This is a genomic window from Streptomyces sp. NPDC030222, assembly GCF_055573115.1.
On record NZ_JBVICA010000018.1, the window covers coordinates 77,163 to 103,770 of the forward strand.

The following is a 26,608-nucleotide window of genomic DNA, read 5'->3' on the forward strand; positions in this document are numbered from 1 at the left end:
CGTCGGTCCCCGGCCGCCGGTTGCCGGCCGCTGCATGCCGGGCGTCGGCCGCCGTTCGCCGGACCGCGTCAGGCGAACCGGCCCCGGACCCGGCTGCCGTGACGGCCGGGATGCGGCAGTCCCCTCGCCGACGGGGCAGCCGGAGGGTACGGGACCGGCCGATCCTCGCCCGCATTCCCGGGAGTTCGCCCCGCAGGTGCCGCCGCCGACGCGGGGTGGTCCGTGCGCCTGCGGTCCTCGGTGGTTCGTCCGTTCGTGACCCGGGAAGGTCGTCCGCCCCGTTTGCGGCGGGTTCGCTCGTTCGCAGTTCGGGACGGCCCTGCGCGCCTGCGGGCCTCGATCGGTTCGCCCGTCCGTGACCCGGGAGGTCCATCAGCCCGCGGCGCGGTGGCTTCGCTCGTTCGCGGCCAACGGGAAGCCCGTCCCCCGCGGCCTTCGCTGGTTCACCCGGCCCCGCCCCGGGAAGCCCCTCCGTCGGCAACGCGGTGGGTTCATCCCGGTTTCACCCCTGGGGGTGGAGCCGGGCCGGGACCGCCGGCACCCGGCAGCCGCAGCAACCGCACGTGGCCCCAGTAACAATCGAGCCCTCCCGCCACAAGGGTCGCGGGGCACTGGTGCCGGACCACTACCCTGGAGTGGTGACTATTCGCCTGTACGACACCAGCGCCCGGCAGATCCGCGACTTCGCCCCGCTCACGCCGGGCTGTGTCTCGATCTACCTGTGCGGCGCCACCGTGCAGGCCGCACCGCACATCGGGCACATCCGCTCCGGCCTCAACTTCGACATCATGCGCCGCTGGTTCGAGTACCGCGGCTACGACGTGACGTTCGTCCGCAACGTCACCGACATCGACGACAAGATCATCGCCAAGTCGGCCGAGCAGGGCCGCCCCTGGTGGTCCATCGGTTACGACAACGAGCGCGCCTTCAACTCCGGCTACGAGGCGCTCGGCTGCCTCCCGCCCACCTACGAACCGCGTGCCACCGGCCACATCACCGAGATGGTCGAGATGATGCGCGGCCTCATCGAGCGCGGCCACGCCTATGAGGCGGACGGCAACGTCTACTTCGACGTGCGCTCCTTCCCCGGCTACCTGGCGCTGTCCAACCAGGACCTCGACGATCTGCGCCAGCCGTCCGGCGAGGGCGAGACCGGCAAGCGGGACCAGCGCGACTTCGCCATGTGGAAGGCCGCCAGGCCCGGTGAGCCCAGCTGGGAGACGCCGTGGGGCCGGGGCCGTCCCGGATGGCACCTGGAGTGCTCGGCGATGGCCCACAAGTACCTCGGCCGTGAGTTCGACATCCACGGCGGCGGCCTCGACCTGATCTTCCCGCACCACGAGAACGAGATCGCGCAGGCCAAGGCGTTCGGCGACGTCTTCGCCCGCTACTGGGTGCACAACGCCTGGGTCACCATGAGCGGCGAGAAGATGTCCAAGTCGCTCGGCAATTCGGTGCTGGTCTCCGAGATGGTCAAGAACTGGCGCCCCATCGTGCTGCGCTACTACCTGGGCACCCCGCACTACCGCTCGATGATCGAGTACAGCGAGGACGCCCTGCGCGAGGCCGAGTCGGCGTTCTCGCGCATCGAGGGCTTCGTGCAGCGAGTGATCGAGCTGGCCGGAGGCGTCGTCGAGCCCGCCGGGACCGTCCCGCCGGCGTTCGCCGAGGCCATGGACGACGACCTCGGCGTCCCTCAGGCGCTCGCCGTCGTCCACACCACCGTCCGCCAGGGCAACTCCGCACTGGCCGCCGACGACAAGGAAGCGGCCGTCGCCCGTCTCGCCGAGGTCCGCGCGATGCTCGGCGTCCTCGGCCTCGACCCGCTCGCCCCGCAGTGGGCCGGTGAGGGCGACCGCGGGGAGGACCTCCACGGCGTCGTCGACTCGCTGGTCCGGCTTGTGCTGGAGCAGCGCGAGGCCGCCCGGTCCCGCAAGGACTGGGGCACCGCCGACGCCATCCGCGACCAGCTCCAGCAGTCCGGTCTGGTGATCGAGGACAGTCCGTCCGGCCCGCGCTGGAGCCTCGGCCCGCGCTGACGTGCTCGGGTGTGCCGCTCGGAGGCCCGGGCGGCACACTTTCTTACATACGTACGCATTCAGCTTTCACGTTTTACAGAAACAGGTAGGTCATGGCCGGGAACAGCCAGCGCAGGAACCGCCGCACAGCGAACAAGAAGGGCGCGACGGTCGGCAGCGGTGGCAAGCGGCGCCGCGCCCTTGAGGGCAAGGGCCCGACCCCGCCCGCCGAGATGCGCAAGGGCCACGCGAAGAACCGCCTGGCCAACGCCAAGGCACGCAAGACCGCCGGCCGCCGCCCCGTCGTCCGGCGCGGCGGCAAGGGCTCCGCCGAGATGGTCGTCGGCCGCAACCCCGTCTTCGAGGCGCTGCGCGACGGCGTGCCCGCCACCACGCTGTACGTGCAGCAGTTCATCGACAACGACGAGCGGGTCCGGGACGCGCTCCAGCTCGCCACGCAGCGCGGCAACATCAATCTGATGGAGGCCCCGCGCGCCGAGCTCGACCGTATGACGAACGGCCTCAACCACCAGGGCCTCGTCCTCATGGTCCCCCCGTACGAGTACGCCCACCCCGAGGACCTGGCGGCCGCCGCGTTCGACGACGGCGAGGACCCGCTGATCGTCGCCCTCGACGGCGTCACCGACCCGCGGAACCTGGGTGCCGTCGTCCGTTCCGTCTCGGCGTTCGGCGGCCATGGCGTGGTGGTGCCCGAGCGCCGCGCGGCCGGGATGACGGCTGGTGCGTGGAAGACGTCCGCGGGTACCGCGGCGCGTACGCCGGTCGCCCGTGCCACCAACCTCACCCGCGCCCTGGAGGCATACCAGAAGGCCGGAATCACCGTCGTCGGTCTCGCCGCCGACGGTGAGACCGAGGTCGGCGACCTCGAGGCGCTCGAGGGCCCCGTGGTGATCGTCGTGGGCAGCGAGGGCAAGGGCCTGTCCCGCCTCGTCGGCGAGACCTGCGACTTCCTGGTGCGGATCCCGATGCCGGGCGGCGCGGAGTCCCTGAACGCGGGTGTCGCCGCGGGCGTGGTCCTCTACGAGGCGGCCCGGCGCCGCGGCTGAACGCCGCCGCGGGCGACCGAGGCGTCCGGCCCCTGCGGGTCCCGTACCTGCAGGGGCCGGACGACCCGCAGGCCACCCCCCCGGAGGCCACAGATCCGCACGCCACACACCCGCAGGCCACCCACGCGCAGGGCCCCGCACTCGCAGATACACGCATCGCCGCCGGGGTGACCGTGCGGCCGATCGGCCCGCGCCCGGGTGGCGGCACCCGTGGGCGGTCCGGTCGCCGCGGGTCGGCCGGAACGGCGTGGCGGTGGGCCCGGAACGCCTTCCTCGGGCCTCCGACCTGCGGGAACAACCGGCACAACCGGCCTTGACGGGTCTCGGACACATACGTCCCGTCAAGGCAGTGTCCTAAACACCCATCACTCGGTTAGATGAGTGTGGACACGAGAACGCCCCGGTTCGACGACCAACCCGCCCTGAGCATGGTCAAGGTGCCCTGCGACCCCGCGCAGGTCATCGTCAACCACGCCAGCTTCCGGGTTCAGCTCGCCGCGGGCCAACGCCCGCGCCCTGTACGGGGGGCGGCGGACACGGCCCGTATTCCGGCCATGGGCAGCACCGGGGGGCGCCGCCGCGCACCCGTCGTGTGGAGCGGGCGCTCGGCTCCGGGGGACCCCGGAGCCACCGGCCTGCTGCAGGCCGTACGGCAGTCCGCCGTGGCCGAGCGCTACGACGCCGGGGCCACCCAGGTCATTCCGCGCGTCGGCGTCCGGCACGACACCGACACCCTGCCCACCCCCGTCGTGGGCCACCAGCGCGGTCCGGACACCCGCACGATGCCGCCGGTGCGCCCGGCCGCCGGCGGGTACGACGGCGTCTACGGCGGGCCGGGCGGCTACGGGCCCGGCGGACACGGCGGCGGTGGCCACCGGCCGGACGCCTACGACGCCCCGTACCGCTCCGACGACGAGTCCCTCGTCGGAGGCCCGCCCACCCTGCGGCACGGCTCGGACACGGTGCGGCACGCCTACTACCCCGGGCGCCGGATGAACCTCGGCGTCGTCCTGCTGCCGCTGCGGGTGTTCCTCGGCTTCATCTCCGTCTACGCCGGCATGGGGAAGCTCTGCGACCCCGTGTACTTCGACGGCGGCGAGCGCGGCTCCATGGTGAAGTGGCTCAGTTCGCTCCACCCCTGGGCGCTCGGTGAGCCGCTGCGCGACTTCGCGCTGGCCCACCCGGTCGGCGCGGGCCTTACCGTCGCCTTCCTCCAGGTCGTCGTCGGCGTCCTGACGGTCCTAGGACTGTGGCAGCGGATCGCCGCGGTCGTCGGCACCCTGCTGTCCGCCGCGCTGCTCATGACGGTGAGCTGGAAGTCCGTCCCCGTCTACGACGCGCCCGACATCATCTTCCTCGCGGCCTGGAGCCCCCTGATCATCGCGGGCGCTCCGGTCTACTCGGTCGACGGCCGACTCGCCGGGGAGGCCTGGCGCACCCTCGGTCCGCGCTCCGAACTGTGGGAGCTCCGCCGCCGGGTGCTGCGCCGGGGAACGATGGCCGCCGCCGTCGTGGTCGGCCTGACCCTGCTCACCGGGTCGCTGCTCGGCGGTGCGGTCCGCTCGTCCGAGATGATCACCGTACCGGGCCCGGACGACGACCCCACCAACTACCTCCCGGGCGTCTCGCTGCCGCAGGAGAAGACCTCCCGGCGTCCCTCCCGGCCCGCCGCCCAGCGGCCGGTGCCGTCCGCCAGCGACTCGCCCAGCGCCACGACCGAGGAGGAGCCCACTCCCGAGACGACGGTCCGGGAGACCTCGACGGGCGGCACGACGAACGGCACCCGGCCCAGCGCCTCCCAGGGCGCCGGCGGCCAGACGCCGACCCGCCGGGACGCGCCGCCCCCGCCCTCGTCGACCGGCTCGGGCCCCTCGTACTCGCGAGGCGGCAACGGCGGCAGCAGTGGCGGTCCCACGGGCGGCACGCCCGGTGGCGCCGGCGGTACGGACGGATCCCAGGGCGGCGGCTCCGGAGGCCCGCAGAACCCCATCGGGGGCCTGCTCGGCTGACGTGGCGGCGGGCGCGTACGGACACCCGGCACGCGCCCCGTACGGCGATGTGCGGAGGGGCGGTCACCGGGCACGGCGACCGCCCCGCCCTCGTGCGTCGTGCCGGCGATGCCGGTGTGCCGCCCGTCTCACGGACGGTGGGCGGCGAGCTCCTTCGCGGCCTCGGTGAGGTCCTTCGCGGTGTCGATGGCCCGCCAGTAGGCGCCCTGCGGCAGTGGGAAGCCGGCCAGCCTCCGTTCCCGGGCCAGCCGCGGGAACGTGGTGCGCTCGTGGTCGCCGCGGTCCGGCAGCAGCTCCGTGAAGGCCGAAGAGAACACGTAGACACCCGCGTTGATCAGGTACGGCGAGGGCGGCGACTCGATGAAGTCCAGTACGTGCCCGAACTCGTCGGTCTCCACGGCCCCCCATGGGATCCGCGGCCGGGCGAGGGCGAGCGTCGCCAGGGCGTCGCGCTCGGCGTGGAACTCGGCCATCTCACGCAGCGAGAAGCGCGTCCAGATGTCGCCGTTCGTGGCGTACCAGGGCCGGTCCGGGTGCGGGAGCCGTGCCGCGGCGTACTTGAGGCCGCCGCCGCGGCCGAGCGGCTCGCTCTCCACGACGGTGGTGACACGCAGGGGGAGATCGGTGGACGCCAGCCAGTCCTGGAGCACGCCGGCGAGATGGCCGCAGGACACCACGGCGTCGGTGACGCCCTCGGAGGCCAGCCAGGCAAGCTGATGGCCGATGATCGGGGTCCCGGTTCCCGGGATCTCGACCATCGGCTTGGGGCGGTCGTCGGTGTACGGGCGCAGTCGTGAGCCCTGGCCGCCGGCCAGGACCACGGCCTGCGTCGGGTGAACAGTCATGCCGCGCACCATATGCGGCGCGCTCGGGCCGTCTGCGGGCGGCACCCTCTTCCGCACCCGGACCGGCCGTGCCGCACGGCCGGGAACGGGGGCCTCCAGGCCTCGGGGAGGCGCTGATGGCGGCTCAGTGGGCCTGGGCGACGCCGCCGGCGTACGACGTGTCGCAGACCGGCCGGGAGAAGGAATGGGCGCGGGTGGGACCGTAGTACTGGGCGGCCGCACGGCCCAGGGCGCGGGCGATCGTCATGCAGTGCTCGGCCAGAGAGGGCCTGCGCTCCACCTCACGCTGGAGCTGCGTCAGTGCGGTGCCGGGGTCCTTCTCCTGGAGCTCGACCAGAAGGCGGTCGCGCAGGACGTCCTGCGGTGCGCGGGACTTGGCGGGCACCGACACGTCCTCGGAGGAGGCGGTCAGGATCTGCGCGTCGCCGGTCCCGGACCAGGGGACGTGGGTGACCGCGAGCGTCCCGGAGAGGACCAGGACGACGGGCAGGACGAGCGCGAGGGTTCGGCCGATTCGGCGGGCTGCTGTGTGCGTCACGCAGCGAGCGTAGCGGGGGGTGATGATTTGGCGACATTTAGTCACCCTGTCGAGCGATGGTTCGATGCGGCTTTTCGAATCGGGCGTTGACGAGTCGAGAGTGAAATGTCCGACCTGGCACGGTATTTACCGATGGTGGGCGGAACCGTCATCTCGTCCCGTAAACCTCCCCGGCGGAAACCACCCTTCGTTCTCACCGGATTCGGCCGGGCCGGCCGAACTCCCGACGGGTGCCGGGGCGCTGATGGGGCGAGCCCCCGGCCATCGGCCGGGGGCTCGGGGAACTCCTGCGCGTCCTTCGCTGGGACGCTCGGGGCGTTCAGTCGCTCAGTCGCTCAGTCGCTCGCCGGTCGACGTCGAGAAGACATGGGTCTCGCCGGAGCGCGGCACCACGTGCAGCACGGAGCCCTTCGCCGGCACGTCACGGCCGCCGACCCGGATGACCAGGTCCTTCCGGTCGCCGCCGACCTCGGCGGTGCCGTAGACGTAACCGTCCGCGCCCAGCTCCTCGACCACGTTCACGGTCACGGCCAGGCCCTGGTCGCTCTCCGCGCCCGCGACGTCGAAGTGCTCCGGACGCACGCCGACCGTGACCGTCCGGTCGCCCTTGTCCGCCGCGGCGGACAGCGCCTCACGGGACACCGGCACCACGCTGTTGCCGAACTTCACGCCGCCGTCGGCGATCGGAACCTCGACGAGGTTCATCGCGGGCGAACCGATGAAGCCGGCGACGAACAGGTTCGCCGGGCGGTCGTACATGTTGCGCGGCGAGTCGATCTGCTGGAGCAGACCGTCCTTGAGCACGGCGACCCGGTCGCCCATCGTCATGGCCTCGACCTGGTCGTGCGTGACGTACACGGTCGTGATGCCGAGCCGCCGCTGCAGCGAGGCGATCTGCGTACGCGTCGAGACGCGCAGCTTCGCGTCGAGGTTCGACAGCGGCTCGTCCATCAGGAACACCTGGGGCTCCCGGACGATCGCCCGGCCCATCGCGACACGCTGCCGCTGACCGCCGGACAGCGCCTTCGGCTTCCGGTCCAGGTACTCGGTCAGGTCGAGGATCTTCGCGGCCTCCTCGACCTTCTTGCGGATCTCGGCCTTGTTCACGCCGGCGATCTTCAGGGCGAAGCCCATGTTGTCGGCGACGGTCATGTGCGGGTACAGCGCGTAGTTCTGGAACACCATGGCGATGTCCCGGTCCTTCGGCGGCAGGTGTGTGACGTCGCGGTCCCCGATGCGGATCGCGCCGCCGTTGACGTCCTCCAGCCCCGCGAGCATCCGCAGCGAGGTGGACTTCCCGCAGCCCGACGGGCCGACGAGGACGAGGAACTCGCCGTCCGCGATCTCGATCTCGAGCTGGTCGACGGCGGGCTTCGACGAACCGGGATAGATCCTGGTCGCCTTGTCGAACGTGACAGTGGCCATGGTGATGGGCCCCCTTCACCGGCAGGAACGTGCCGGACGATCCGAGTAAAGGAAGGAAACGGTGCATCCGCCGGAGCGGACTCCCCGGGACGCTACCCGGCGATGTCCGGTCTGTCAGCACTCTCGGGCGGTGAGATTTTCGACCATGGTCGACTTCGTCCGGTTACACTGCTCGGGCATGCCTCCTTAGCTCAGCTGGCCAGAGCAACGCACTTGTAATGCGTAGGTCGTCGGTTCGAATCCGACAGGGGGCTCTGAACTTCGAGCGAAACCGTGTCCCGGATCACACCCGATCCGGGACACTTGCTTTTGCGGGGTTTCGGGGTGTTTCGGGGTGTGCCTGGGGAGGGGTGCGTCGGATGGGTCGTCGTTCCGGTGGGCTGGTCGGGGTCTGGGCGGAGGCGAAGCGACAGCAGCAGCGGGAGCGCGAGGCTCGGGCGCGGGCCGCGATCAGGCAGCAGGCGGAGGCGGAGCGGCAGCAGCGGGCGTACGAGCGGGACATGGCCCGTATGCACCGGGAGCAGCAGGCCGCGTACCGGCGGCAGCGGGAGGCCGACGTGTTGCGGCGCACCCGGGAGCTGGAGGCGCGGGTGGAGCTCCTGGAGGGGCTGCTCGCGGCGGGGTGCCGGACGGCTCCGTTCCGGGTCGGTGCGCTGCGGCGTGACGAGGTGGTCGAGCCGTTCGCCCCCGGGGCGTTGGGGCAGCCGGTGGCGATGCCGGACCCCGGCATGTACCAGGCTCGGGGCGGATGGACCCCGGCGGGGCGGACGGAGGCCCAGCGGGAGGCGCGGGCGCGGTACGAGCGGGACCGGCAGGCGGCGCAGGCCGCGGAGTCGCGGCGGCTGCGGCAGCTCGCGGAGTACCGGGCGCAGTACGACGCATGGGCGGCGGCCCGGCTGGCCGAGATCCGGGAGCACAACGCGGGGATCGCGGGAGTGGCCGAGGAGCTGGGCTCGGGCGATCCGGAGACCGTGGTGGACGTCTTCTCCGAAGCCCTGCGGGTATCGGAGGCGTGGCCTGAGGGTTTCCCCCGCGAGGTGACCGCCGCTTACGACCGGGCGGCCCGACAGCTCGTCGTGGACTGGGCGCTGCCCGGCTACGAGGCGGTGCCGGAGGCGAAGGGGGTGCGCTACCTGGTCGGCACGGACCAGGAGAAGGAGGTCGCCCGGCCGGTCACGCAGCGGCGCGCGCTGTACCGGGACGTACTGGCGCAGTGCGTGCTGCTGGCGCTGCGGGAGCTGTTCGCGGCGGACGAGTTCGGTGTGCTGGAGTCGGTGGCGCTGAACGGGTTCGTCGACCACCTGGATCCGGCGACGGGGCGGCCCGCGCGGGTGGTGCTGGCGTCGGTGACGGCCGGGCGCGCGGAGTTCGACGGGCTGCGGCTGGAGCTGGTCGGCGCGGTGGAGTGCCTGACGGAGGGGCTGCGCGGGCAGCTGTCGGCTCGTCCCGACCAGCGGGTTGCCGTGCGGCCCGGGCGGGTTCCGGAACAGGTGGGGTCGGGTGTGGTGTCGCACGGGGAGGGCGAGGAGCCGGACCTGCTGGCGATGGACCCGTTCGCGTTCGAGGAGCTGGTCGCGCAGCTTTTCCGGGCCCGCGGGCTCCAAGCGGTGACGACGCAGCGGTCGAACGACGGCGGGGTGGACGTGGACGCCGTGGACGGCGACCCGATCAGCGGCGGGAAGATCATCGTCCAGGTGAAGCGGTACCGGAACACGGTGCCGCCGGGCGCGGTGCGCGATCTGTACGGGACGGTGCAGGCGGCGGGTGCCAACAAGGGCGTGCTGGTCACCACGTCGGGGTTCGGCCCCGGTTCGTACGCCTTCGCCAACGGCAAGCCGCTGGCCCTGGTGTCGGGGCCGGAACTGGTGGATCTGCTGCACCAGAACGGGCTGCGCGGGCGGCTGGGCGGTCCGGCAGGACCGGCGGGACCCACGTCCGGTGGAGCGGCGGCGCCGGACGGCAGCGGGACGGCGCGTGGCGCGCTGTCCGACGGGGGGATGCCCGGTGACGGGACGTCCGGCGGCCCGGTCTCCGATGACGCGATGCCCGACGACTTCAATGTGCTGGGCATGGACTGGTCGGGGCCGGTGGCGCTCGACGTATGCGCTCTGGTGTGCGACGGGAACCGGGTGCTGGGCGATTCCCATTTCGTCTTCTACAACAACCAGCGCACCCCGGACGGTTCGGTGCGGATGATGCGCGCTCTGGCCGGGGACCGGGCCTCGATCCGGGTGGCGTTCGACGCGCTGCCGGAGCGTTCGGACCGGCTGGTGCTCGTTGCCGCGGTGGATCCCGCGGTGAACCCCGGCGCGGATCTGGCCGGGTTCACCGATGCCGGCATCCGGCTGCGCGACGCGTCGGGCACGGAGCTGGACCGGCTCGTGGTGTCCGACGGCCGCTCCGGCGAGACGGCGCTGGTGCTGGGCTCGTTCCGCCGCCGGGCCGGCGGCGACTGGGACTTCGTGGTCGGCGGGAAGGGGTACGGGGGCGGTCTGGAGGAGCTGGTCGGGGACTTCGGGATCGAGGTCGAGTAGTCGGATGGGGCGGTGGGACCCGGGCCGCCCGGGTCCCACCGGGGTCAGCGGCCGGAGATCCTGTCCGCGAGGACGGCGAGGCGGTCCGTGCTGCCGGTGCGGGCGCGGAGTTCCCGTCGGTCGGCGCTGCGGTAGGCGGCGTAGAGGGCGTGGACGCCGAGCCAGCGGAAGGGTTCCGGCTCCCATTTGCGGACGGCGTGTCCGACCCAGGGAAGGGTCGTCAGCTCGGTGGGCCCCGACTGCCCGGAGTCCTGCTGGATGAGGTCGCGGAGGGTGCGGGCGGCGAGGTTGGCGGTGGCGACGCCGGAGCCCACGTAGCCGCCGGCCCAGCCGAGGCCGGTGGAACGGTCGAGGGCGACGCTCGCGCACCAGTCGCGGGGCACGCCGAGCACACCGGACCAGGCGTGGTCGATACGGACGCCGGCGGTGGTGGGGAAGAAGCGGACCAGGATCTCGCGGAGGGCCTCGATGGTGGCCGGCTGGGTGCGGCCGTCGTTGTCGGTCCGGGAGCCGTAGCGGTAGGGGATGCCGCGGCCGCCGAGGGCGATGCGGTCGTCGGCGGTGCGCTGGGCGTACATGTAGGCGTGGGCCATGTCACCCAGGGTTTCGCGGCCTTCCCAGCCGATGGTGTCCCAGAGGGCCTCGGATAGCGGTTCGGTGACGATCATCGAGGAGTTCATGGGGAGCCAGGCCCTCTTCTGGCCCTTGAGGTTCGCGGTGAAGCCTTCGGTGCAGCGCAGGATGTACGGGGCGCGGACCGTGCCGTACGGGGTGACGGCGTGCTTGGGGCGGATCTCGGTGACCGGGGTCGACTCGTGGATGGCGACGCCGAGCGCCTCGACGGCCTCCGCGAGGCCCTTCACGAGCTTCACGGGGTGGATGCGCGCGCCGTGCGGGGTCCAGGCGGAGCCGACGGCGCCGGCCACCCGGACGCGCTCGGCGGTCTCACGGGCGCCGTAGAGCTGCCGGTCGGTCTCGCCGAAGGCGACCTCCACGGAGTGGAAGTCGCGGAGCCGTGCCAACTGGGCAGGGGTGTAGGCGACTTCGAGGACACCGCCCTGGTGGATGTCCGCGTCGATCTTCTCGTCCGCGGCCACCCGCACGACTTCCGCCACGGTGGCGTTCATGGCCTGCTGGAGGCGTACGGCGGCGTCGTGTCCGTGGAGTCCGGCGTACCGGCCGCGGCCGGCGACGCCGTTGTAGAGCCAGCCGCCGTTGCGGCCGGAGGCGCCGTAGCCGCAGAAGCGGGCCTCGAGCACGGTGATGTTGAGGAACGGCACGGCCTTCTTCAGGTAGTACGCCGTCCACAGTCCCGTGTAGCCGCCGCCGACGATGCACACGTCGGCCGCGGCGTCGCCGGGCAGGGGCTCGCGGGGGACGGGGATGCCGTCCTGTGCGTACCAGAAGGAGATACCGCCGTTGATCGTGCTGCTCATGGGGCTGTTCGTACACCGGGTGCCGCGACGGTGTCCAGATGTGATCGGCGGCCTGTGCGCGCCCGGGCCGGTGGCCCGTCCGCGCCCGGCCGGTGGCTCGTCCACGGTTGCCGGGCGAGGGGGTGGCCGGGCCCGGCGCTCCGGGTGCGGGCGTGGTGGTGCTGTGTGAGGCTGGCCGCGGGGCCAGGTCGTCGGTGACGAGGGAGTCCGTCGTGAACCAGCTCGGAGACAAGCCGGAAGAGGTCCGCAGGCACCTGGCGGAGGAGAAGCGGCAGGGGCGGGGCCGTCCCGGGGAGCGCGGCGGGCCCGACGAGCGGCGCAGGGGCGTCGCCGACCGGGCGCGCGAGCCCGAGGAGGGCACGGCGGCCGTGGAGGAGACGATCGTGGGCGAGGGCCAGGAGCGGCTTTTCTAGGGCGGGTCCGTTTCCGCTCTTCCAGCGCGGGTCCGTTTCCAGGGGGTACGGAAGCCCTTGGGGGCTTGGGACGGGCGAGGGCCGCTCATGGGACGAGGACGACCTTTCCGATCGTGCCGCGGGTTTCGAGCGCGCGGTGCGCGGCGGCCGCCTCGGAGAGCGGGAACCGCTGCACGGCGGGGCGGAGCCTGCCCGCCGCGGCCTCGGCGAGGGACCGGGTCTCCAGGGTGCGCAGGGGATTCTCGCCGCCCGCCTTCTCCATCATCACGGGCCCGAGGACGTGCTCGGAGGTGATGCCGCGTTCGGCCAGCTCCTCGTCGCTGAAGGTGAGCGCGGATCCCCCGGTGATGCCTTCGCCGGACCAGCCGAAGACGATGTGCTTCCCGCCGGGGCCGAGCAGGTCGACGGCGGCCCGGCCGGTGTCGCCGCCGACGGAGTCGAAGACGACGGTGGCGGTGCGGCCGTCGAGGAAGGCCCGGACCTGCTCCGGCCAGTCCGGCTGTGTGTAGTCGACGGCGAGGTCGGCGCCGTTGGCATCGACGCGGTCGGTCTTGTGCGGGCCGCCGGCCAGACCGATGACGGTGGCGCCCGCGTTCCCGGCGTACTGGACGAGGAGCGTGCCGATGCCGCCCGCGGCGGCGGGCACGACGACGATGTCGTCGGGGCCGAGATCGGTGAAGAGCACGATGCCCATCGCCGTGCGGCCGGTGCCGATCATCGCGACGGCCTCGCCCTCGTCGAGTCCGTCGGGGATCTCGTGGAGCCGGTCGGCGTCGGTGACCGTGAGTTCCGCGTAGCCTCCGGGGTTCATGCCGATGTGGGCGACGACGCGCTTGCCCAGCCAGGCGGGGTCGGTGCCCTCGCCGAGGGACTCGACGATGCCGGCGATCTCGCGGCCGGGAACGGTGGGCAGTCCTGCCGTGCCCGGGAAGGGGCCCGGCGCGCCTTCGCGCAGGGCGGCGTCGAGGAGGTGGACGCCGGCCGCGGCCACGGCGATCCGGACCTGGCCGGGGCCCGGTACGGGGTCGGCGGTCTTCTCGTAGGTCAGGTTCTCGGCAGGGCCGAAGGCGTGCAGACGGATGGCGTGCATGGCGGTCTCCTCGGTTCGGTGCGTCCTCGGTCCGGTGTCCTCGTCGTCCCGTTGCGGCGACAGGAACAACCGTGCAACCTCGACCAGGGTCGAGGTCAATGGCGGTTGTCAGTGGCGGGGTTCACCATGGGGACATGGCGAGGAACAGCAGCAGACCGGTGTCCGCCGCGCGTCGTCCCGACGTGCGGCTGCCGTCGCTCGTGCCCTTCGAAGACCCCGGTCTGGAGCCGGACGGGGACTACGACGGGATGGATTTCGCGTCGCTCGACCTGTCGGGCCAGGACGGCGCGGGCGCGCGGTTCCTGGACTGCGCGATACGGGACTGCGTGCTGGACGGGACGGCGCTGGTCGCGGCGCGGCTGCTGGACTCGTGCTGCACGGGGGCGCGGGGCGTCGGCACGGACCTCGCGGGTGCCTCGCTGCGGGACGTGGAGCTCGTCGACGTACGGCTCGGCGGACCGCAGTTCCACGGGGCGGCGCTGGAGCGGGTGCTGGTGCGCGGCGGGAAGATCGACTACCCGAACTTCCGCACGGCCCGGCTGAAGGACGTCGTCTTCGAGGGCTGTGTGCTGGCGGAGGCGGACTTCTCCGGGGCGGCCCTCGAACGGGTGGAGTTCCGCGACTGCGTCCTGCGCCGGGCGGACTTCACGGGCGTGCGGATGAAGGACGTCGATCTGCGGGCGGCCGCGGATCTGGACATCGCCCGGGGGGTGGACCGGCTCGCCGGAGCGGTCATCACTCCGGCCCAACTGATCGATCTGGCCCCGGCGTTCGCCGCGCAGACCGGCGTGCGGGTGGAGGACTGACGGGGCGGCGGGCGGACCGCACCCGCGTTCGCTGCCGCCTGCCGTGCGCTCTGCGGGCGTTCCCGTCGCGCGTGCTGCGGTACCTCCCGCCGCGCCTCCCGCCGTGCGTTCCGGCCGGGGGCCGGGCGCCCCGCCCGCTAGGGGAGGCGGGGGAAGCGTGCCTGGAGGTCCCAGACCGCCGGGTTGTCGGCGAGTCCGTCGTGCATGTCGATCAGGTCGGCGATCAGGTCGTGGAGGAAGTCGCGTGCCTCCCGCCGCAGTTCGGTGTGGCTGAAGGTGAGCGGGGGCTCGTCGCCCGGCATCCAGTCGGCCTCGACGTCCACCCAGCCGAAGCGGCGCTCGAAGAGCATGCGGTCGGTCGACTCGGTGAAGTCCAGCTCGGCGTACTGCGGGCGGGCGGCACGGCTGCCGCGCGGATCGCGGTCGAGCTGCTCGACGATGTCGCACAGCGCCCACGCGAAGTCGAGCACCGGAACCCATCCCCAGGCTGTGGACACCTCGCGGTCCGCCTTGGTGTCGGCGAGGTAGACGTCACCGCAGAACAGGTCGTGCCGCAGGGTGTGGATGTCCGCGCGGCGGTAGTCGGTCTGCGGGGGGTCGGGGAAGCGCCGGGAGAGGGAGTAGCCGATGTCGAGCACGTGGTCGATGGTGTCATGCCCCACCGGCTCCCGTACGAGCGGACGACTGCGGCGACTGCGGCCCGGAGGGGCGCCGGCCCCGAGACGTGGTGGCCCGGTGGCTCCTGGACGTGGTGGCCCGGTGGCTCCTGGAGGTGGCTCGTGCGGCGGGTGGCTCCCGGACACGGCGGCCCGAGACGCGGCGGCCCGAGACGCGGCGTCCCGAGACGCGGTGGCCGGGCACGGGGATGCCACGGGCGTGCGGGGCCGCGGAGGCCCGGGTGCCTACGGGAGGAGCCGCTGCTCCTTCGCCACCGCGACCGCGCCGGCCCGGGTGTCCACACCCAGCTTGGCGTAGATGCGGCCCAGGTGGGTCTTCACCGTGGCCTCGCTGATGAACAGCGCACGGGCGATCTCCCGGTTGCCGAGGCCGTGGGCGAGCTGGCCGAGGATGTCGCGCTCGCGGTCGGTGAGGGCGGGGCGTGCCGCGCCGCGCATCCGGTCCATGACCCGGCTGGCGACGGGCGGCGAGAGGGTGGTGCGGCCCTGCGCGGCGGAGCGGATCGCCGCGAAGAGCTCCTCGGGGCGCTCCGCCTTCAGGAGGTAGCCGGTGGCGCCCGCCTCTATCGCGCGGGTGATGTCGGCATCGGTGTCGTACGTCGTCAGGACCAGGACGTGCGGGCCCTTCGGGGCGATGCGCCGGGTCGCCTCCACCCCGTCGATGCCCTCGCCGAGCTGGAGGTCCATCAGGACCACGTCCGGTTCCAGTTTGGCGGCCATCGCGACGGCCTCCTCGCCGCTGCCCGCCTCCCCGACGACCTCGATGCCGGGTTCGCTGCCGAGCAGCGCGAGCAGTCCGGCGCGGACCACGGCGTGGTCGTCGCACAGCATCAGACGGACCCGGGGCGTCGGGCGGTCCGGGTTCGCGGGGTTCATGGTGCCTCCAGCGGGATCGCGGCGGACAGTACGGTGCCCTCGTCGGGCGCCGATTCGACGGTCAGGGTTCCGCCGAGCTGCCGCACCCGGGCCCGCATCGCCGGCAGGCCGTGTCCCCGGCCCGGTCCGGGCGACTCCGTGGCAGGGACGAAGCCGCGGCCGTCGTCGGCGACGTCCAGGACGACCTGGTCGCCGAGGTAGCTGAGGGTCACCGCCGCGGTCCGGGCTGCGGAGTGCTCCCGTACGTTCGCCAGGGCGCCCTGGGCGATGCGCAGCAGCCCCGACTGGACCCGGTCGGGCAGCACGGCCGGGGTGCCCTCCAGATGGAAGCGGACCGTGAGGGACGGCGTCGACTCCCGTCCGGCGAGGGCGCGCAGGGCCTCGTCCAGCCCGCCGCCCTCGGCGAGATCGGCGGGGGCGAGGTCGTGCACGAAGCGGCGCGCCTCCGCGAGGTTCCGTTCGGCGATGGACGCGGCGGTCCGGACGTGTTCCCGGGCCGCGGCCGGGTCCGTGTCCCAGGTGCGGTCCGCGGCCTGGAGCAGCATCCGCTGGCTGGACAGTCCCTGGGCGAGCGTGTCGTGGATCTCCATGGACAGCCGCTGCCGTTCGGCGAGGGTGCCCTCGCGCCGCTCGGTGGCGGCGAGCTCGCGCCGGGTGCTGATCAGGTCGTCGATCAGGACGCGCTGCCGGGTGGCCTGCCGCTGCATGTGGACGAACACGGCGGTCGCGATCGCGGCGACGGCGGGCGGGGCGAGCAGCAGGTTCGGGTCGAAGCCCTCCTCCGAGAGTCTCAGCTGCGCGGCCACCACGAACGCGGTGATCAGCCCGACCAGCACGATCGCCGCGCGCGCGGGCAGGGTGCGCAGCCCGGTGTAGAAGAGGGGGACCGCGCACCAGGCGAAACTCGGCGCGAGGACGACGAGCACCATCCACACGGCGACGACCGTGCCGAGCCAGGCGAGCCGCCGTGGGGTGGCGTGCGAGCCGAGGGCCGGCCCGAGCACGTAGAGCAGGGCCAGGGCCAGGGACAGGGCGATGATCCACGGGGTGCGTTCCTCACCGGGGTGCCGGATGAGGAAGCGCGCGAGCGAGGCCCCGAGCAGCAGGAAGAACGCGGTGTGCATGACGAGTGCGAGGCGCCGGGCGTCCGGTGCCTCCGCCTCGTCGGAGCCGGGACGGGGGCGGCCCGGGCCCCGGTGGGGCTCCCGGTACCGGTCCTGTCCGGCTTCGTGCTGGTGGCTCACCGTGCGTCCTTCACTGGTGGTTCCGCGGTTCCGACCTGCGGTGATGTGGCCATGGTGACCCGAGGGGGCCACATCCGCATCAACCGATCGGCTGACCTGCGGGTCGTCCGAAGCGTCCGCCCGGTGCAGCCGGTCCGTCGACCACGGCGGGCCGGCAGCGGGCCGAGGATCGATTGCGGAGCGAACGGCACGGCGCGGCGGAACGACGGGCTGCGGGCCGCGGGCGCAGCGCAGGTGACCGCTCCGACGAACAGCCGAACAGCCGACGTGGATCGGCACGGAACCGAAACCCGAGGAGTCCCTCATGAAGAAGACGTCATCCCTGCGTGCCCGTGTCCTCACCGGGTCCGCCGTCGCCGTCGCGCTCGGTGCCGGCACGTTCGGCGCGGTCTCCGCGACCGCGGCGCCCGCCCCGGCGGCCGTGCCCGCGCAGGCCGTCGTGAAGAGCGACGCGCAGCAGCAGAACCTCCGCGAGACCACGCACCTGACCGTCGCCGCCGCCACGAAGGCCGCGCAGGCGGTACTGGACGCCGCGGCGGCCGAGAACCAGCGCGTGTCGGTCGCGGTCGTCGACCGCAACGGCAACACCATCGTCACGCTCCGCGGTGACGGTGCCGGCCCGCAGTCCTACGAGTCCGCGGTGCGGAAGGGCTTCACCGCCGTCTCGTGGAACGCGCCCACCTCCGAGCTCGCCAAGCGGCTGACTGCGGTGCCGAACCTCAAGGACATCCCCGGCACGCTCTTCCTGGGCGGCGGTGTCCCGGTCCAGGCGAAGGGCGCCCCGGTCGCGGGCATCGGCGTCGGCGGTGCGCCGAGCGGGGACCTGGACGAGAAGCTCGCGCGGGCGGGCGTGGAGGTGCTGGCCCGGCAGTCTTCGTAGGATCGGTGCATGGATCATCGAAGGCTGGCCGCCGGTGCTGCGCTGCTCCTGCTGACCGCGTGCACGGGGAGCGGCGTCCAGGGGACGCCGGGGGCCTCGGGGGTGCGGGACCCGTATTTTCCCAAGGCCGGCAACGGCGGCTACGACGTCGCCCGTTACGGGCTGACGCTCGACTACGACCCGGCCTCCCGGCGGCTGTCCGGGACCGCGGAGATCACGGCCCGCGCCACCCAGGACCTGAGCGCGTTCAACCTCGACCTGTCGGGGCTGAAGGTCGAGTCGGTGACCGTCGAGGGGAAGCGGGCGGCCGTGAACCGGGCCGGGACGGAGATGACGGTCCGGCCGGCCTCGGACCTGGAGGAAGGCGAAACGTTTCGGGCCGTGGTCCGGTACTCCGGGGTGCCCGAGAAGGTGACCGACCCCGACGGGTCGGAGGAGGGCTGGCTGAACACCACGAACGGAGCGCTGGCGCTCGGCCAGCCGGCCGGGTCCATGACGTGGTTCCCGGGCAACCACCACCCGTCCGACAAGGCCGCGTACGACATCTCCGTGACGGTCCCCAAGGGTGTGAAGGCCGTCTCCAACGGGGAACCGGCCGGCGAGAGCACCGCGCACGGCCGGACCACGTACCGCTGGCACACGGCCGAGCCGATGGCGAGCTACCTGGCGACGCTCGCGGTCGGCCGCTACGACACCGCCACGTCCAGTACGCCGTCGGGCCTGCCGGTCCTGAACGCCGTCGATCCGGGCTCGGCCGCCGAGGCCGGGGACGTGCTGGCGGAGCTGCCCGAGATGGTGGAGTGGGGAACGGACAACTTCGGCCCGTACCCGTTCTCGTCGGCGGGAGCGGTCGTCGTACCGGAGGGCGCCGCTGCGTACGCGCTGGAGACGCAGAACCGTCCCGTGATCCCGGCGGACATGCTCGACACCGAGACCCTGGTGCACGAAGTCGCCCACCAGTGGTTCGGCAACTCGGTGACGCCGCGTTCCTGGCGGGACATGTGGCTCAACGAGGGCTTCGCCCAGTATGCGGAGTGGCTCTGGGACGAGGACCAGGGCGGCAGCAGCGCGCAGGAGCACTTCGAGGAGGAGTACGCGGCGGGCGAGGACGCGGAGGTGTGGTCGTTCCCGCCGGCCGAACCGCCGGGCGCGGAGGAGGTCTCCGGCGATCCGGTGTACCTGCGCGGGGCGATGGTGGTCCATCAGATCCGGCGCGCGGTGGGCGACGACGCCTTCTACGACATCGTGCAGAGCTGGACCAAGGCGCACCGGCACGGCAACGCCTCGACGGCCGAGTTCACGGCCCACGTGGAGAAGGTGTCGGGCAAGGACCTCACGCGGCTGTGGGACACCTGGTTGTACGGGGAGGGCAAGCCCGCCGCCCCGTGAGCGCGGCGACGGCTGACGCCTGAGCCGGCTGCCGGACGCGGAGTGCCGGACGCCGGTGGGCGGTTCCCCGGGCGGGGAGCCGCCCACCGGTGTCAGCGGTCCGGGTGCGCTATGCGCGCCGCGGTGGTCAGACGTTGACGCCGAAGTCCTGGGCGATGCCCACGAGGCCGGAGGCGTAGCCCTGGCCGACCGCGCGGAACTTCCAGTCCGAGCCGTTGCGGTACAGCTCGCCGAAGACCATCGCGGTCTCCGTGGCGGCGTCCTCGCTCAGGTCGTAGCGGGCGATCTCGGCGCCGCCGGCCTGGTTGAGGATGCGGATGTAGGCGTTGCGGACCTGGCCGAAGTTCTGCGAGCGGGTCTCGGCGTCGTAGATGGACACCGGGAAGACGATCTTGTCGACGTCGGGGGCCAGCGCGGCCAGGTTGACGTTGATCTGCTCGTCGTCGCCGCCGCCCTCGCCGGTGCGGTTGTCACCCGTGTGCACGATGCTCTGGTCGGGCGTCGACTTGTTGTTGAAGAACACGAAGTGTCCGTCGGAAACGACCCGGCCCGCCGTGTTCACCGCGATCGCGGACGCGTCGAGGTCGAAGTCGGTGCCCGTGGTGGTACGGACGTCCCAGCCGAGGCCCACCGTGACGGCTGTCAGGCCCGGCGCCTCCTTGGTCAGCGAGACGTTGCCGCCCTTGGACAGGCTTACAGCCATGGGGAGTCCCTTTCTCTGTGCGTGCTCCGGAGTGGTACCCCGCAAGCTACCGTCACCCCTCCTAACGCGGGCGGAGGACTCGAAGGTTCCACTCGGGCCGGAGGAAAAGCGCGTGACGCGGACCCGGTCGCCGCGGGACCATGGCCGACATGTCCGGGCCCTATCCGATCCGTGGCTCGGTCTCCCTGCCGGAGGCCGAGCTGATGTGGCGTTTCTCGAGGTCGTCCGGGCCCGGCGGTCAGCACGTCAACACCAGTGACTCGCAGGTGGAGCTGCGCTTCGACCTCGCGGCGACGGAAGCGCTGCCCGCGGTGTGGAAGGAACGCGCGCTCCAGCGGCTCGCGGGCCGCATGGTGGACGGGGTCGTCTCCGTACGGGCCTCGGAGCACCGCTCCCAGTGGCGCAACCGCGAGGCGGCCGCGGTCCGTCTGGCGGCGCTCCTCGCGGAGGCGACGGCGCCGCCGCCGAAGCCGCGGCGTCCCACGAAGATTCCGCGTGGCATCAATGAACGACGGCTGCGCGAGAAGAAACAGCGCGGCGAGACCAAGCGCGGCCGCTCCCCGCGCGGCTGGGCCTGACGGGCGCGGCACGTCCGATTCGGGCGCCGCGCCAGTGCCTCGGCTCCGTCCGGCGGGCCGGGTCGCTCGCGCGGACCCGGTCGCCGTCCGGCGCCCCGGCCGCCGGTGCGGATCGCGACGGCCGCCTGCGGCCCCGGGTCGCCGCACCTGCGACGTCGCCGCGGGTGTGGACCACGCCGTCCGCGGCCGAGGGGCCGAACCCGTGACCCCGCCGCCGGGAGCGCCCCGTGACGGCCGCCTGCGGCCCCGGGTCGCCGCACCTGCGACGTCGCCGCGGGGGCGGACCACGCCGTCCGCGGTACGAGGGGCCGAACCCGTGACCCCGCCGCCGGGAGCGCCCCGTGACGGCCGCCTGCGGCCCCGGGTCGCCGCACCTGCGACCTCGCCGCGGGTGTGGACCACGCCGTCCGCGGCCGAGGGGCCACACCGGCGACCTCACGACTGGGGCGGCACACGACGGCCGCGCGTGGCCGGGGCCTACCCCCGCGACCCCGCCGCCGACTCACTGCGCCGCCGGCCCGACGGGCCACGCCCGCGCCCCGGACCAGTCCGTCGGCCCCGCCTCGGGAGGCCGTCAGGCGAGGCCCCGGTACCGGCCCTTGAAGTACGTGAGCGGTCCGGCGTCGGGCGAGGGGAGACCGACCGCGAGGACGCGGCCGATGACCAGCGTGTGGTCGCCGGCCTCCACGCGCTGTTCCGTGCGGCACTCCAGGGACGCGAGCGCGCCCTCGATCAGCGGCGCACCGCTGACCTTGCCGAGCGTCCAGGAGACCTCCTGGAAGAGGAGCCGGTCGCTGATCCGGCCCTTCATCGAGAAACGGCCGGCGATCTGCCGCTGCTGTTCCGAGAGCACCGACACCGCCCACAGGGGCTGTTCCGCCAGCAGGTCGTCCATGCGGGAGCCGGTGCGCAGGCTCACCAGGACCAGGGGCGGGTCGAGGGAGACGGACATGAAGGCCGTCGCGGTCATGCCGGCCGGACCTTCGTCCGGTTCGTGGGCCGTCACCAGCACCACGCCCGCGGCCAGCCGGGACATGGCGGCGCGGAACTCGTCGTTGCTCACCCCCTCAGAATGGGGGATGGCCACGGCGGCGGAGGGCTGCTCCGGGAGACGGGCGGAAGCCGCCTCGGTCTGGGGACTCGTCTGCAACACACCCGGAACGCTAGCCTCGGCCACCGCGGACCGGCATCGGACCGGGGACCCAGCCGGGTCCTAGGTCCGGCGGCCGATTTGCGTTCAGAAAAACACCCAAGCGCTTTCTCCCGGCCGTGCACAGCCGTCCTCGGTCTCTGCGACACCGCCTCCAGTGGTGTGACTTGAGTCACAGAGGGCGGTAATTGTTGACCCTGTGTACCGGGTGAACAGCTCGCTGTGATTCAGTGGCGGGAACAGTGCGCAAAAGTGCAGAGTCAAGTGATCGGGAAGAGAGCCTGTCGAAACCCCTGGAGTTGCTGTCGAAGTCTCGGGGAGAGCGAGCGATGGACACAGAGTCGGAGCCCTATGTCCGTCTTGCGACCCTGCGGCAGCTGCATCAGGTGGTGGCGGAGCTGAATACGGCCCGCAGTCTGGCGGACACCCTTCAGGCCGTCGCCGACGGGGTCGTGGGCGGCCTTGGCTACGAACTGGCCTGCGTGAACCTGGTGCGCCCCGACGGTGACCTGGTCGTCGCCGCCTTCGCCGGCAACCACGCCGCCGAGGCCCTGATCATGGGGCGGGTCGGCCCCCGCAACTCCTGGGAACGCCGGCTGACCATGGGCGAAGCCTGGGGCGACCTGGTCTTCATCCCGCACACCGAGGGCTGGGTCCTCATCGACGACGACGTGCCCCAGTGGCACACCGAGGGTCCGGAGCCGCGCTTCGACGACGAATGGCACCCCCAGGACCGGCTCTACGCCCCGATGTACACCTCGGGTGGCGGACGCGAACTCCTGGGCGTGATCTCCGTCGACAAGCCGCGCAACGGGCGCCTGCCCGGTGCGTGGGGGCGCGAGGCGCTCCAGATGTACGCCTCCCAGGCGGCGATTGCGATCAGCAACGCCCGGCTGCGTGCAAACATGCAGCGCGCCCTGGTCCGGCTGGAGCGCGAGCAGCAGGCACTGCGCGCGAGCGAGGAGAGCTTCCGGCAGGCCTTCGAGTACGCGCCGAGCGGCATGGCCATCGCCGAGCTGGGCGGCGAGCAGCACGGCCGGCTGCTGCGCACGAATGACGCGCTGTGCCGGCTGCTCGGCAGACCCGCGTCCGTGATGCGCCGCTACTCGTTCGCGGACCTGGTGCACCCCGAGGACATCGGGACGCTGCTGCGCACGTCGGCCGAGGGGGGCCGTGCCGAGCTCCGTCTGGGGCGCCGCGACGGTACGTACGTGTGGGTGTCGCTGCGGAACTCCGTCGTCGCGGACACCGCCGACGGGCCCCGCTTCCTGCTCACCCACGTCGAGGACATCGAGGAACGCAAACGGCACGAGCTCCAGCTCGCGCACCGGGCGTCGCACGACTCGCTGACCGGTCTGCCCAACAGCGCGGAGCTGCGCTCCCGGCTGCAGTCCCGCCTCTGCGAGCGCCCGCACTCTACGCGCGGTGCGGCCGCGATCGAGGCGCTGGACGCGGCGTACGACGCGCACGGCGGCGTTCCCGGGCACGGCTTCGACTTCGAAGCGATGTCCGGTATCGACGCCTATGACCACCATGTGCACATGGTTGCCCCCTCCGGGGACCCGGAGGACGGCGCCAAGGGGCTCGCGGTGCTCTTCTGCGACCTCGACGGCTTCAAATCGATCAACGACCGCTTCGGGCACAACACCGGGGACGCCGTCCTCATCGAGGTCGCCCGCCGGCTCACGTCCGGAGTGCGGGACGGCGACACGGTCGCCCGGCTCGGCGGTGACGAGTTCGTGGTCCTCGCGGACGGTCTCGGGGCCGCCGACGCCGCCGATCTCGCCGTGCGTCTGCGGAACGCGATCATCCCGCCCATCAGGGTCGACGGGCGGGCCGTCCGGGTCGGCGCCAGCTTCGGCATCGGCTGGGCGAGCTGCGGGATGTCCGTCGAGGAAGTGCTGCAGTCCGCCGACCAGAGGATGTACGTCGAGAAGCGCTCGCGCGCCGAAGGCAGGCGCCGCGCCGGATAGCACCCCGCCGTTCACGGTAGGCTCGCCACGGTCGGCGACATGGTGAGGGAGTGAGCTGGGGATGCCCGGCAGCAACGGCGAGAGCAAGCCCGAGGACGAGGATCCGTTCGGCTATCTGTACGCCGACGGGCAAGCGGCAGGCGCCACACCGCCTGGCGGTGGCGGCTACGGCTACCCCCGCCCGGCGCAGCCCGGCGTGCCCAGAACGTCGTACAACCAGGTGCGCACGGTCGGCCAACGGCAGTACGGCCAGCAGGTCCCGCAGCAGCCCGGTTACGGATACCCGCCCCAACAGGCGCCGGGGCAGCAGCAGTACGCCCAGTACACCGCCCCCGAGAACCTGCCGGGCGGTGCTCCCGCGCACCCCGCGCCCCCGGCCGACCCGGCCGGCCGCGCCGCCCGCGGCCGCGGCCCGAACACCAAGGGCCTGCTGATCGGTGCGATAGCGGTCGTCGCCGCGGTCGTCATCGGCATCGGCATCGCCCTCGCCGGCAAGGGAGAGGACAAGACCGGGGGGAACACGGCCGGGCCCGCCCCGACCGGAAGGGCCGGCAACACCGGGGGACCCACCGAGGAGCCGACCGAGACCGCCTCGTCCGACCCCGCCGGCCTCCCGTCGCAGGACGCCGCCACGCTCCAACTGGGCGGCGGCGCGGCCGTCGACAAGACGATCCCCGGGGCGAAGTCGGACAGCGGCTCGTACGTCACGATCAACGCGGTGGGTGCGTCCGTCACCTGGCAGGTGAAGGTGCCCGAGGCGGGCAAGTACACCCTGTACGTCGAGTACGGCGTGCCGGGCAAGGACGCCAGTGCATCGCTGGACGTGAACGGCCAGAAGCACAACACAGGACTGCGCCTGGCGAACTTCGCGAATGCCCCCGGGGGTGCCTGGGACAAGGGCTGGACGCACAGCTACGCGTGGATGGACCTCAAGAAGGGCGACAACACGCTCAAGATCTCCTGTGAGCAGGGGAACCAGTGCGAGGCCGCCATCGCCAAGGTCGTGCTCAAGGCGGGACACGTCAAGAGCTGACCTCCCCGCTCCTAGGCGACGGCGTCCAGGAAGTGAGCCACCGTCAGGGCCATCGCCTCGCGGGCCGCGGAGAGGCAGGGGCGCGGGTCGGCCGCCTTCGGGTGGGCGCCGTCGAGGCGGGCGCGGAGGGCGGCCGTGAAGGACGCGTTCAGGGCCGTGCCGATGTTGATCTTGGTCATGCCCGCGGTGACCGCCGTGCGGAGGACGGTGTCGGGGAGGCCCGAGGAGCCGTGGAGGACCAGCGGCACCGGCACAGTGGCGTGCAGGGCTGCGATCAGCGCGTGGTCGACGGTCGCCGTGCGCTCGGTCATCGCATGGGTGGAGCCGACGGCCACCGCGAGGGCGTCCACGCCGGTCTCGGCGACATAGGCGGCGGCCTCGGACGGGTCGGTCCGGACCAGGGGCGAATGGGCGTCGAGTGACGGTTCGCCATGCTTGCCGCCGATCCTGCCCAGTTCGGCCTCGATCCAGAGGTCCCGTTCATGGGCCCAGCGCGCCGCGTCGGCGGTGGCCTTCACATTGTCGCCGTAGGGCAGTCTCGACGCGTCGAACATCACGGAGCTGAAGCCTTCGGGGTGGGCCGCCCGCAGCAGTTCCGGCGACTCCACGTGGTCGAGGTGCAGCGACAGCGGGGCGGACGAGCAGCGGGCGACCGCGGCCGTCGCCGCGGCGATGCCCGACAGCCGGCCGCCGTGGTACTTCACGGTGTTCTCCGAGATCTGCAGGATCGCCGGCGCACCCGCCTGCTCGGCACCCTCCGCGATCGCCTCGGCGTGCTCCAGAGTGATCACGTTGAAGGCGGCGACCCCGCGCCTCTCGGCCCTGGCCCTGGTCACGAGTTCACCGGTGCTGACGAGGGGCATGGCAGGTGCCTTTCTGTCGTCCTGGGCGTCGTGTCCTACGGATCCTGCCGGGCGGCCGCTCCGCGGGACCTCAGGCGGCGCGGGCGTGTTCGGTGACCCGCACGTGCGGCAGCAGCTCGGCGTAGGCGGTGCGGTCGAACTCACCGGCGGCCGGGGCCAGTACGGTCGCCGCGGACAGGGCGACGGCGCGGGCGAGCCGCTCCGGCCACGGCAGGCCCTCCACGAGACCGGACAGCAGCCCGGCGACCGCGGAGTCGCCCGCGCCCGTCGGGTTGCCGCGGACCGGGGCGGGCGGCACGGCCTGCCAGACGCCCTCGGGTGCGGCCGCGATCAGCCCCGCGGGGCCGAGGGAGGCGACGACGGTCTGTGCGCCACGGCGGCGGGCGTCCCGGGTGGCGGTCAGCGGTTCGCGGGAGCCGGTGAGCGCGGCGAGTTCGGTGCTGTTCGGCTTGACCAGGTCGGGGCGCGCCGCGATGCCGCGGCGCAGCGGCTCCCCGCTGGTGTCGAGGAGCACGGGCGTGCCCGCCGCCCTGGCCCGGCGTACCAGCAGGGCGTACGCGCCGACGGGCAGGCCGGGCGGCAGGCTGCCGCACAGGGCGACGGCGTCCGCGGCCGGCAGCAACTCCTCGTAGGTGCCGAGGAAGGCGTTCCATTCGTCTGGGCCGATGACCGGGCCCGGCTCGTTCAGTTCGGTCGTGGCGCCGGTCGCGTGGTCGACGACGGCGACCGTGCGGCGGGTGTCGCCCGCCACGGGCACCAGCGCGTCGACGGGGCCGGGGGTCTCGCGGGCGAGCAGTCCGCGCAGCACCGCTCCGTTGACGCCGCCCGCGAAGCCGGTCACCACGGTCTCGTGGCCGAGAGCGGCCAGCACCCGTGCCACGTTCAGGCCCTTGCCGCCGGGCCGTTCGGCGACGGACTCGACGCGGTGTGCCGTGTGCGGGGTGAGCGACGGAACGCGATAGGTGAGGTCGAGGGCGGTGTTCAGTGTGACCGTGAGGATCACCGGTGCCCCACCCCCGATGTGTGTGCGTCGTTCCGTGCGACGCCGACCGTTCGTACGG

23 protein-coding genes and 1 tRNA gene are annotated in these 26,608 nt (G+C 72.9%); 12 read left to right on the forward strand and 12 right to left on the reverse strand.

What is annotated here, in order from left to right; genetic code table 11:
* Window positions 1-638 precede the first annotated feature (638 nt).
* From cysS to ACZ4Z5_RS24255, 3 genes are all read left to right on the forward strand, one after another.
* Window positions 639-2,039, forward strand: a complete 1,401-nt coding sequence (cysS, locus tag ACZ4Z5_RS24245) for a cysteine--tRNA ligase (protein WP_468266093.1) — start codon at window positions 639-641, stop codon at window positions 2,037-2,039.
* A gap of 92 nt (window positions 2,040-2,131) precedes the next feature.
* Window positions 2,132-3,085, forward strand: a complete 954-nt coding sequence (gene rlmB, locus ACZ4Z5_RS24250) for a 23S rRNA (guanosine(2251)-2'-O)-methyltransferase RlmB (RefSeq protein ID WP_468266095.1) — start codon at window positions 2,132-2,134, stop codon at window positions 3,083-3,085.
* A gap of 377 nt (window positions 3,086-3,462) precedes the next feature.
* The gene (locus ACZ4Z5_RS24255; protein WP_468266097.1) at window positions 3,463-5,094 is read left to right on the forward strand and encodes a DoxX family membrane protein; all 1,632 of its coding nucleotides are present in this window, start codon (window positions 3,463-3,465) and stop codon (window positions 5,092-5,094) included.
* Between the two features lie 128 nt (window positions 5,095-5,222).
* On the opposite strand, the gene ACZ4Z5_RS24260 is transcribed toward ACZ4Z5_RS24255, so the two are convergent.
* From ACZ4Z5_RS24260 to ACZ4Z5_RS24270, 3 genes are all read right to left on the reverse strand, one after another.
* On the reverse strand, window positions 5,223-5,939 hold the full coding sequence (locus tag ACZ4Z5_RS24260) for a nucleotidyltransferase family protein (RefSeq protein WP_468266099.1): 717 nt from the start codon (window positions 5,937-5,939) through the stop codon (window positions 5,223-5,225).
* A gap of 124 nt (window positions 5,940-6,063) precedes the next feature.
* Window positions 6,064-6,477 carry a hypothetical protein gene (locus ACZ4Z5_RS24265; protein ID WP_468266101.1) on the reverse strand — a complete coding sequence of 138 codons (414 nt, stop codon included), beginning with the start codon at window positions 6,475-6,477 and terminating at the stop codon, window positions 6,064-6,066.
* A 327-nt stretch (window positions 6,478-6,804) separates the two neighbouring features.
* Window positions 6,805-7,902 (reverse strand): ABC transporter ATP-binding protein, encoded by a 1,098-nt coding sequence (locus ACZ4Z5_RS24270; protein ID WP_468266103.1) that lies wholly within the window; start codon window positions 7,900-7,902, stop codon window positions 6,805-6,807.
* A 180-nt stretch (window positions 7,903-8,082) separates the two neighbouring features.
* Between ACZ4Z5_RS24270 and ACZ4Z5_RS24275 the strand changes: the two genes are divergently transcribed.
* Together ACZ4Z5_RS24275 and ACZ4Z5_RS24280 are read left to right on the forward strand one after the other, a co-directional pair.
* Window positions 8,083-8,156: transfer RNA gene (locus tag ACZ4Z5_RS24275), tRNA-Thr, on the forward strand.
* Between the two features lie 105 nt (window positions 8,157-8,261).
* Window positions 8,262-10,436 carry a restriction endonuclease gene (locus ACZ4Z5_RS24280; protein WP_468266105.1) on the forward strand — a complete coding sequence of 725 codons (2,175 nt, stop codon included), beginning with the start codon at window positions 8,262-8,264 and terminating at the stop codon, window positions 10,434-10,436.
* Window positions 10,437-10,480: 44 nt separating this feature from the next.
* Here the strand turns inward: ACZ4Z5_RS24280 and ACZ4Z5_RS24285 are convergent, their stop codons facing one another.
* On the reverse strand, window positions 10,481-11,872 hold the full coding sequence (locus tag ACZ4Z5_RS24285; RefSeq protein WP_468266107.1) for an NAD(P)/FAD-dependent oxidoreductase: 1,392 nt from the start codon (window positions 11,870-11,872) through the stop codon (window positions 10,481-10,483).
* A gap of 212 nt (window positions 11,873-12,084) precedes the next feature.
* Here ACZ4Z5_RS24285 and ACZ4Z5_RS24290 point away from each other — a divergent pair, with 212 nt between their 5' ends.
* Window positions 12,085-12,285 carry a hypothetical protein gene (locus ACZ4Z5_RS24290; RefSeq protein ID WP_468266109.1) on the forward strand — a complete coding sequence of 67 codons (201 nt, stop codon included), beginning with the start codon at window positions 12,085-12,087 and terminating at the stop codon, window positions 12,283-12,285.
* Between the two features lie 85 nt (window positions 12,286-12,370).
* On the opposite strand, the gene ACZ4Z5_RS24295 is transcribed toward ACZ4Z5_RS24290, so the two are convergent.
* The gene (locus ACZ4Z5_RS24295; protein WP_468266111.1) at window positions 12,371-13,375 is read right to left on the reverse strand and encodes a zinc-binding dehydrogenase; all 1,005 of its coding nucleotides are present in this window, start codon (window positions 13,373-13,375) and stop codon (window positions 12,371-12,373) included.
* 134 nt (window positions 13,376-13,509) lie between these two features.
* Between ACZ4Z5_RS24295 and ACZ4Z5_RS24300 the strand changes: the two genes are divergently transcribed.
* Complete coding sequence (locus ACZ4Z5_RS24300) at window positions 13,510-14,181, forward strand: pentapeptide repeat-containing protein (protein ID WP_468266113.1); 672 nt, start codon at window positions 13,510-13,512, stop codon at window positions 14,179-14,181.
* Between the two features lie 137 nt (window positions 14,182-14,318).
* Here ACZ4Z5_RS24300 and ACZ4Z5_RS24305 read toward each other — a convergent pair whose 3' ends face one another.
* The 3 genes from ACZ4Z5_RS24305 to ACZ4Z5_RS24315 form a co-directional block, all read right to left on the reverse strand.
* On the reverse strand, window positions 14,319-14,819 hold the full coding sequence (locus ACZ4Z5_RS24305; RefSeq protein WP_468266248.1) for a hypothetical protein: 501 nt from the start codon (window positions 14,817-14,819) through the stop codon (window positions 14,319-14,321).
* A gap of 264 nt (window positions 14,820-15,083) precedes the next feature.
* Window positions 15,084-15,734: a response regulator gene (locus ACZ4Z5_RS24310; protein WP_468266115.1), complete on the reverse strand. Its 651-nt coding sequence runs from the start codon at window positions 15,732-15,734 to the stop codon at window positions 15,084-15,086.
* Window positions 15,731-16,858 carry a sensor histidine kinase gene (locus ACZ4Z5_RS24315; RefSeq protein ID WP_468266250.1) on the reverse strand — a complete coding sequence of 376 codons (1,128 nt, stop codon included), beginning with the start codon at window positions 16,856-16,858 and terminating at the stop codon, window positions 15,731-15,733. Before ACZ4Z5_RS24315 ends, ACZ4Z5_RS24310 begins: the two co-directional genes overlap by 4 nt.
* Window positions 16,859-17,282: 424 nt before the next feature.
* Between ACZ4Z5_RS24315 and ACZ4Z5_RS24320 the strand changes: the two genes are divergently transcribed.
* Both ACZ4Z5_RS24320 and ACZ4Z5_RS24325 read left to right on the forward strand, forming a co-directional pair.
* Window positions 17,283-17,858: a GlcG/HbpS family heme-binding protein gene (locus ACZ4Z5_RS24320; RefSeq protein WP_468266117.1), complete on the forward strand. Its 576-nt coding sequence runs from the start codon at window positions 17,283-17,285 to the stop codon at window positions 17,856-17,858.
* Window positions 17,859-17,867: 9 nt separating this feature from the next.
* A complete protein-coding gene (locus ACZ4Z5_RS24325; protein WP_468266119.1) occupies window positions 17,868-19,247 on the forward strand; it encodes a M1 family metallopeptidase in 1,380 nt (459 codons plus the stop codon).
* 127 nt (window positions 19,248-19,374) lie between these two features.
* Here the strand turns inward: ACZ4Z5_RS24325 and ACZ4Z5_RS24330 are convergent, their stop codons facing one another.
* Entirely contained in the window at window positions 19,375-19,950 is a 576-nt protein-coding gene (locus tag ACZ4Z5_RS24330; RefSeq protein WP_468266121.1) for a TerD family protein, read from the reverse strand.
* Between the two features lie 149 nt (window positions 19,951-20,099).
* Between ACZ4Z5_RS24330 and arfB the strand changes: the two genes are divergently transcribed.
* Window positions 20,100-20,528, forward strand: coding sequence for an alternative ribosome rescue aminoacyl-tRNA hydrolase ArfB (gene arfB / locus ACZ4Z5_RS24335; RefSeq protein WP_468266123.1), 429 nt, complete (start codon window positions 20,100-20,102; stop codon window positions 20,526-20,528).
* A gap of 574 nt (window positions 20,529-21,102) precedes the next feature.
* Here arfB and ACZ4Z5_RS24340 read toward each other — a convergent pair.
* Window positions 21,103-21,681, reverse strand: a complete 579-nt coding sequence (locus tag ACZ4Z5_RS24340) for a flavin reductase family protein (protein ID WP_468266125.1) — start codon at window positions 21,679-21,681, stop codon at window positions 21,103-21,105.
* Window positions 21,682-22,007: 326 nt separating this feature from the next.
* On the opposite strand from ACZ4Z5_RS24340, the gene cdgB reads away from it, so the two are divergent.
* Both cdgB and ACZ4Z5_RS24350 read left to right on the forward strand, forming a co-directional pair.
* Window positions 22,008-23,651 carry a diguanylate cyclase CdgB gene (cdgB, locus tag ACZ4Z5_RS24345; RefSeq protein ID WP_468266127.1) on the forward strand — a complete coding sequence of 548 codons (1,644 nt, stop codon included), beginning with the start codon at window positions 22,008-22,010 and terminating at the stop codon, window positions 23,649-23,651.
* A 61-nt stretch (window positions 23,652-23,712) separates the two neighbouring features.
* Entirely contained in the window at window positions 23,713-24,684 is a 972-nt protein-coding gene (locus tag ACZ4Z5_RS24350) for a carbohydrate-binding protein (RefSeq protein ID WP_468266129.1), read from the forward strand.
* Between the two features lie 11 nt (window positions 24,685-24,695).
* On the opposite strand, the gene ACZ4Z5_RS24355 is transcribed toward ACZ4Z5_RS24350, so the two are convergent.
* Both ACZ4Z5_RS24355 and ACZ4Z5_RS24360 read right to left on the reverse strand, forming a co-directional pair.
* On the reverse strand, window positions 24,696-25,547 hold the full coding sequence (locus tag ACZ4Z5_RS24355; RefSeq protein WP_468266131.1) for a class II fructose-bisphosphate aldolase: 852 nt from the start codon (window positions 25,545-25,547) through the stop codon (window positions 24,696-24,698).
* Between the two features lie 70 nt (window positions 25,548-25,617).
* On the reverse strand, window positions 25,618-26,550 hold the full coding sequence (locus tag ACZ4Z5_RS24360) for a 1-phosphofructokinase family hexose kinase (protein ID WP_468266133.1): 933 nt from the start codon (window positions 26,548-26,550) through the stop codon (window positions 25,618-25,620).
* Between the last annotated feature and the right edge of the window lie 58 nt (window positions 26,551-26,608).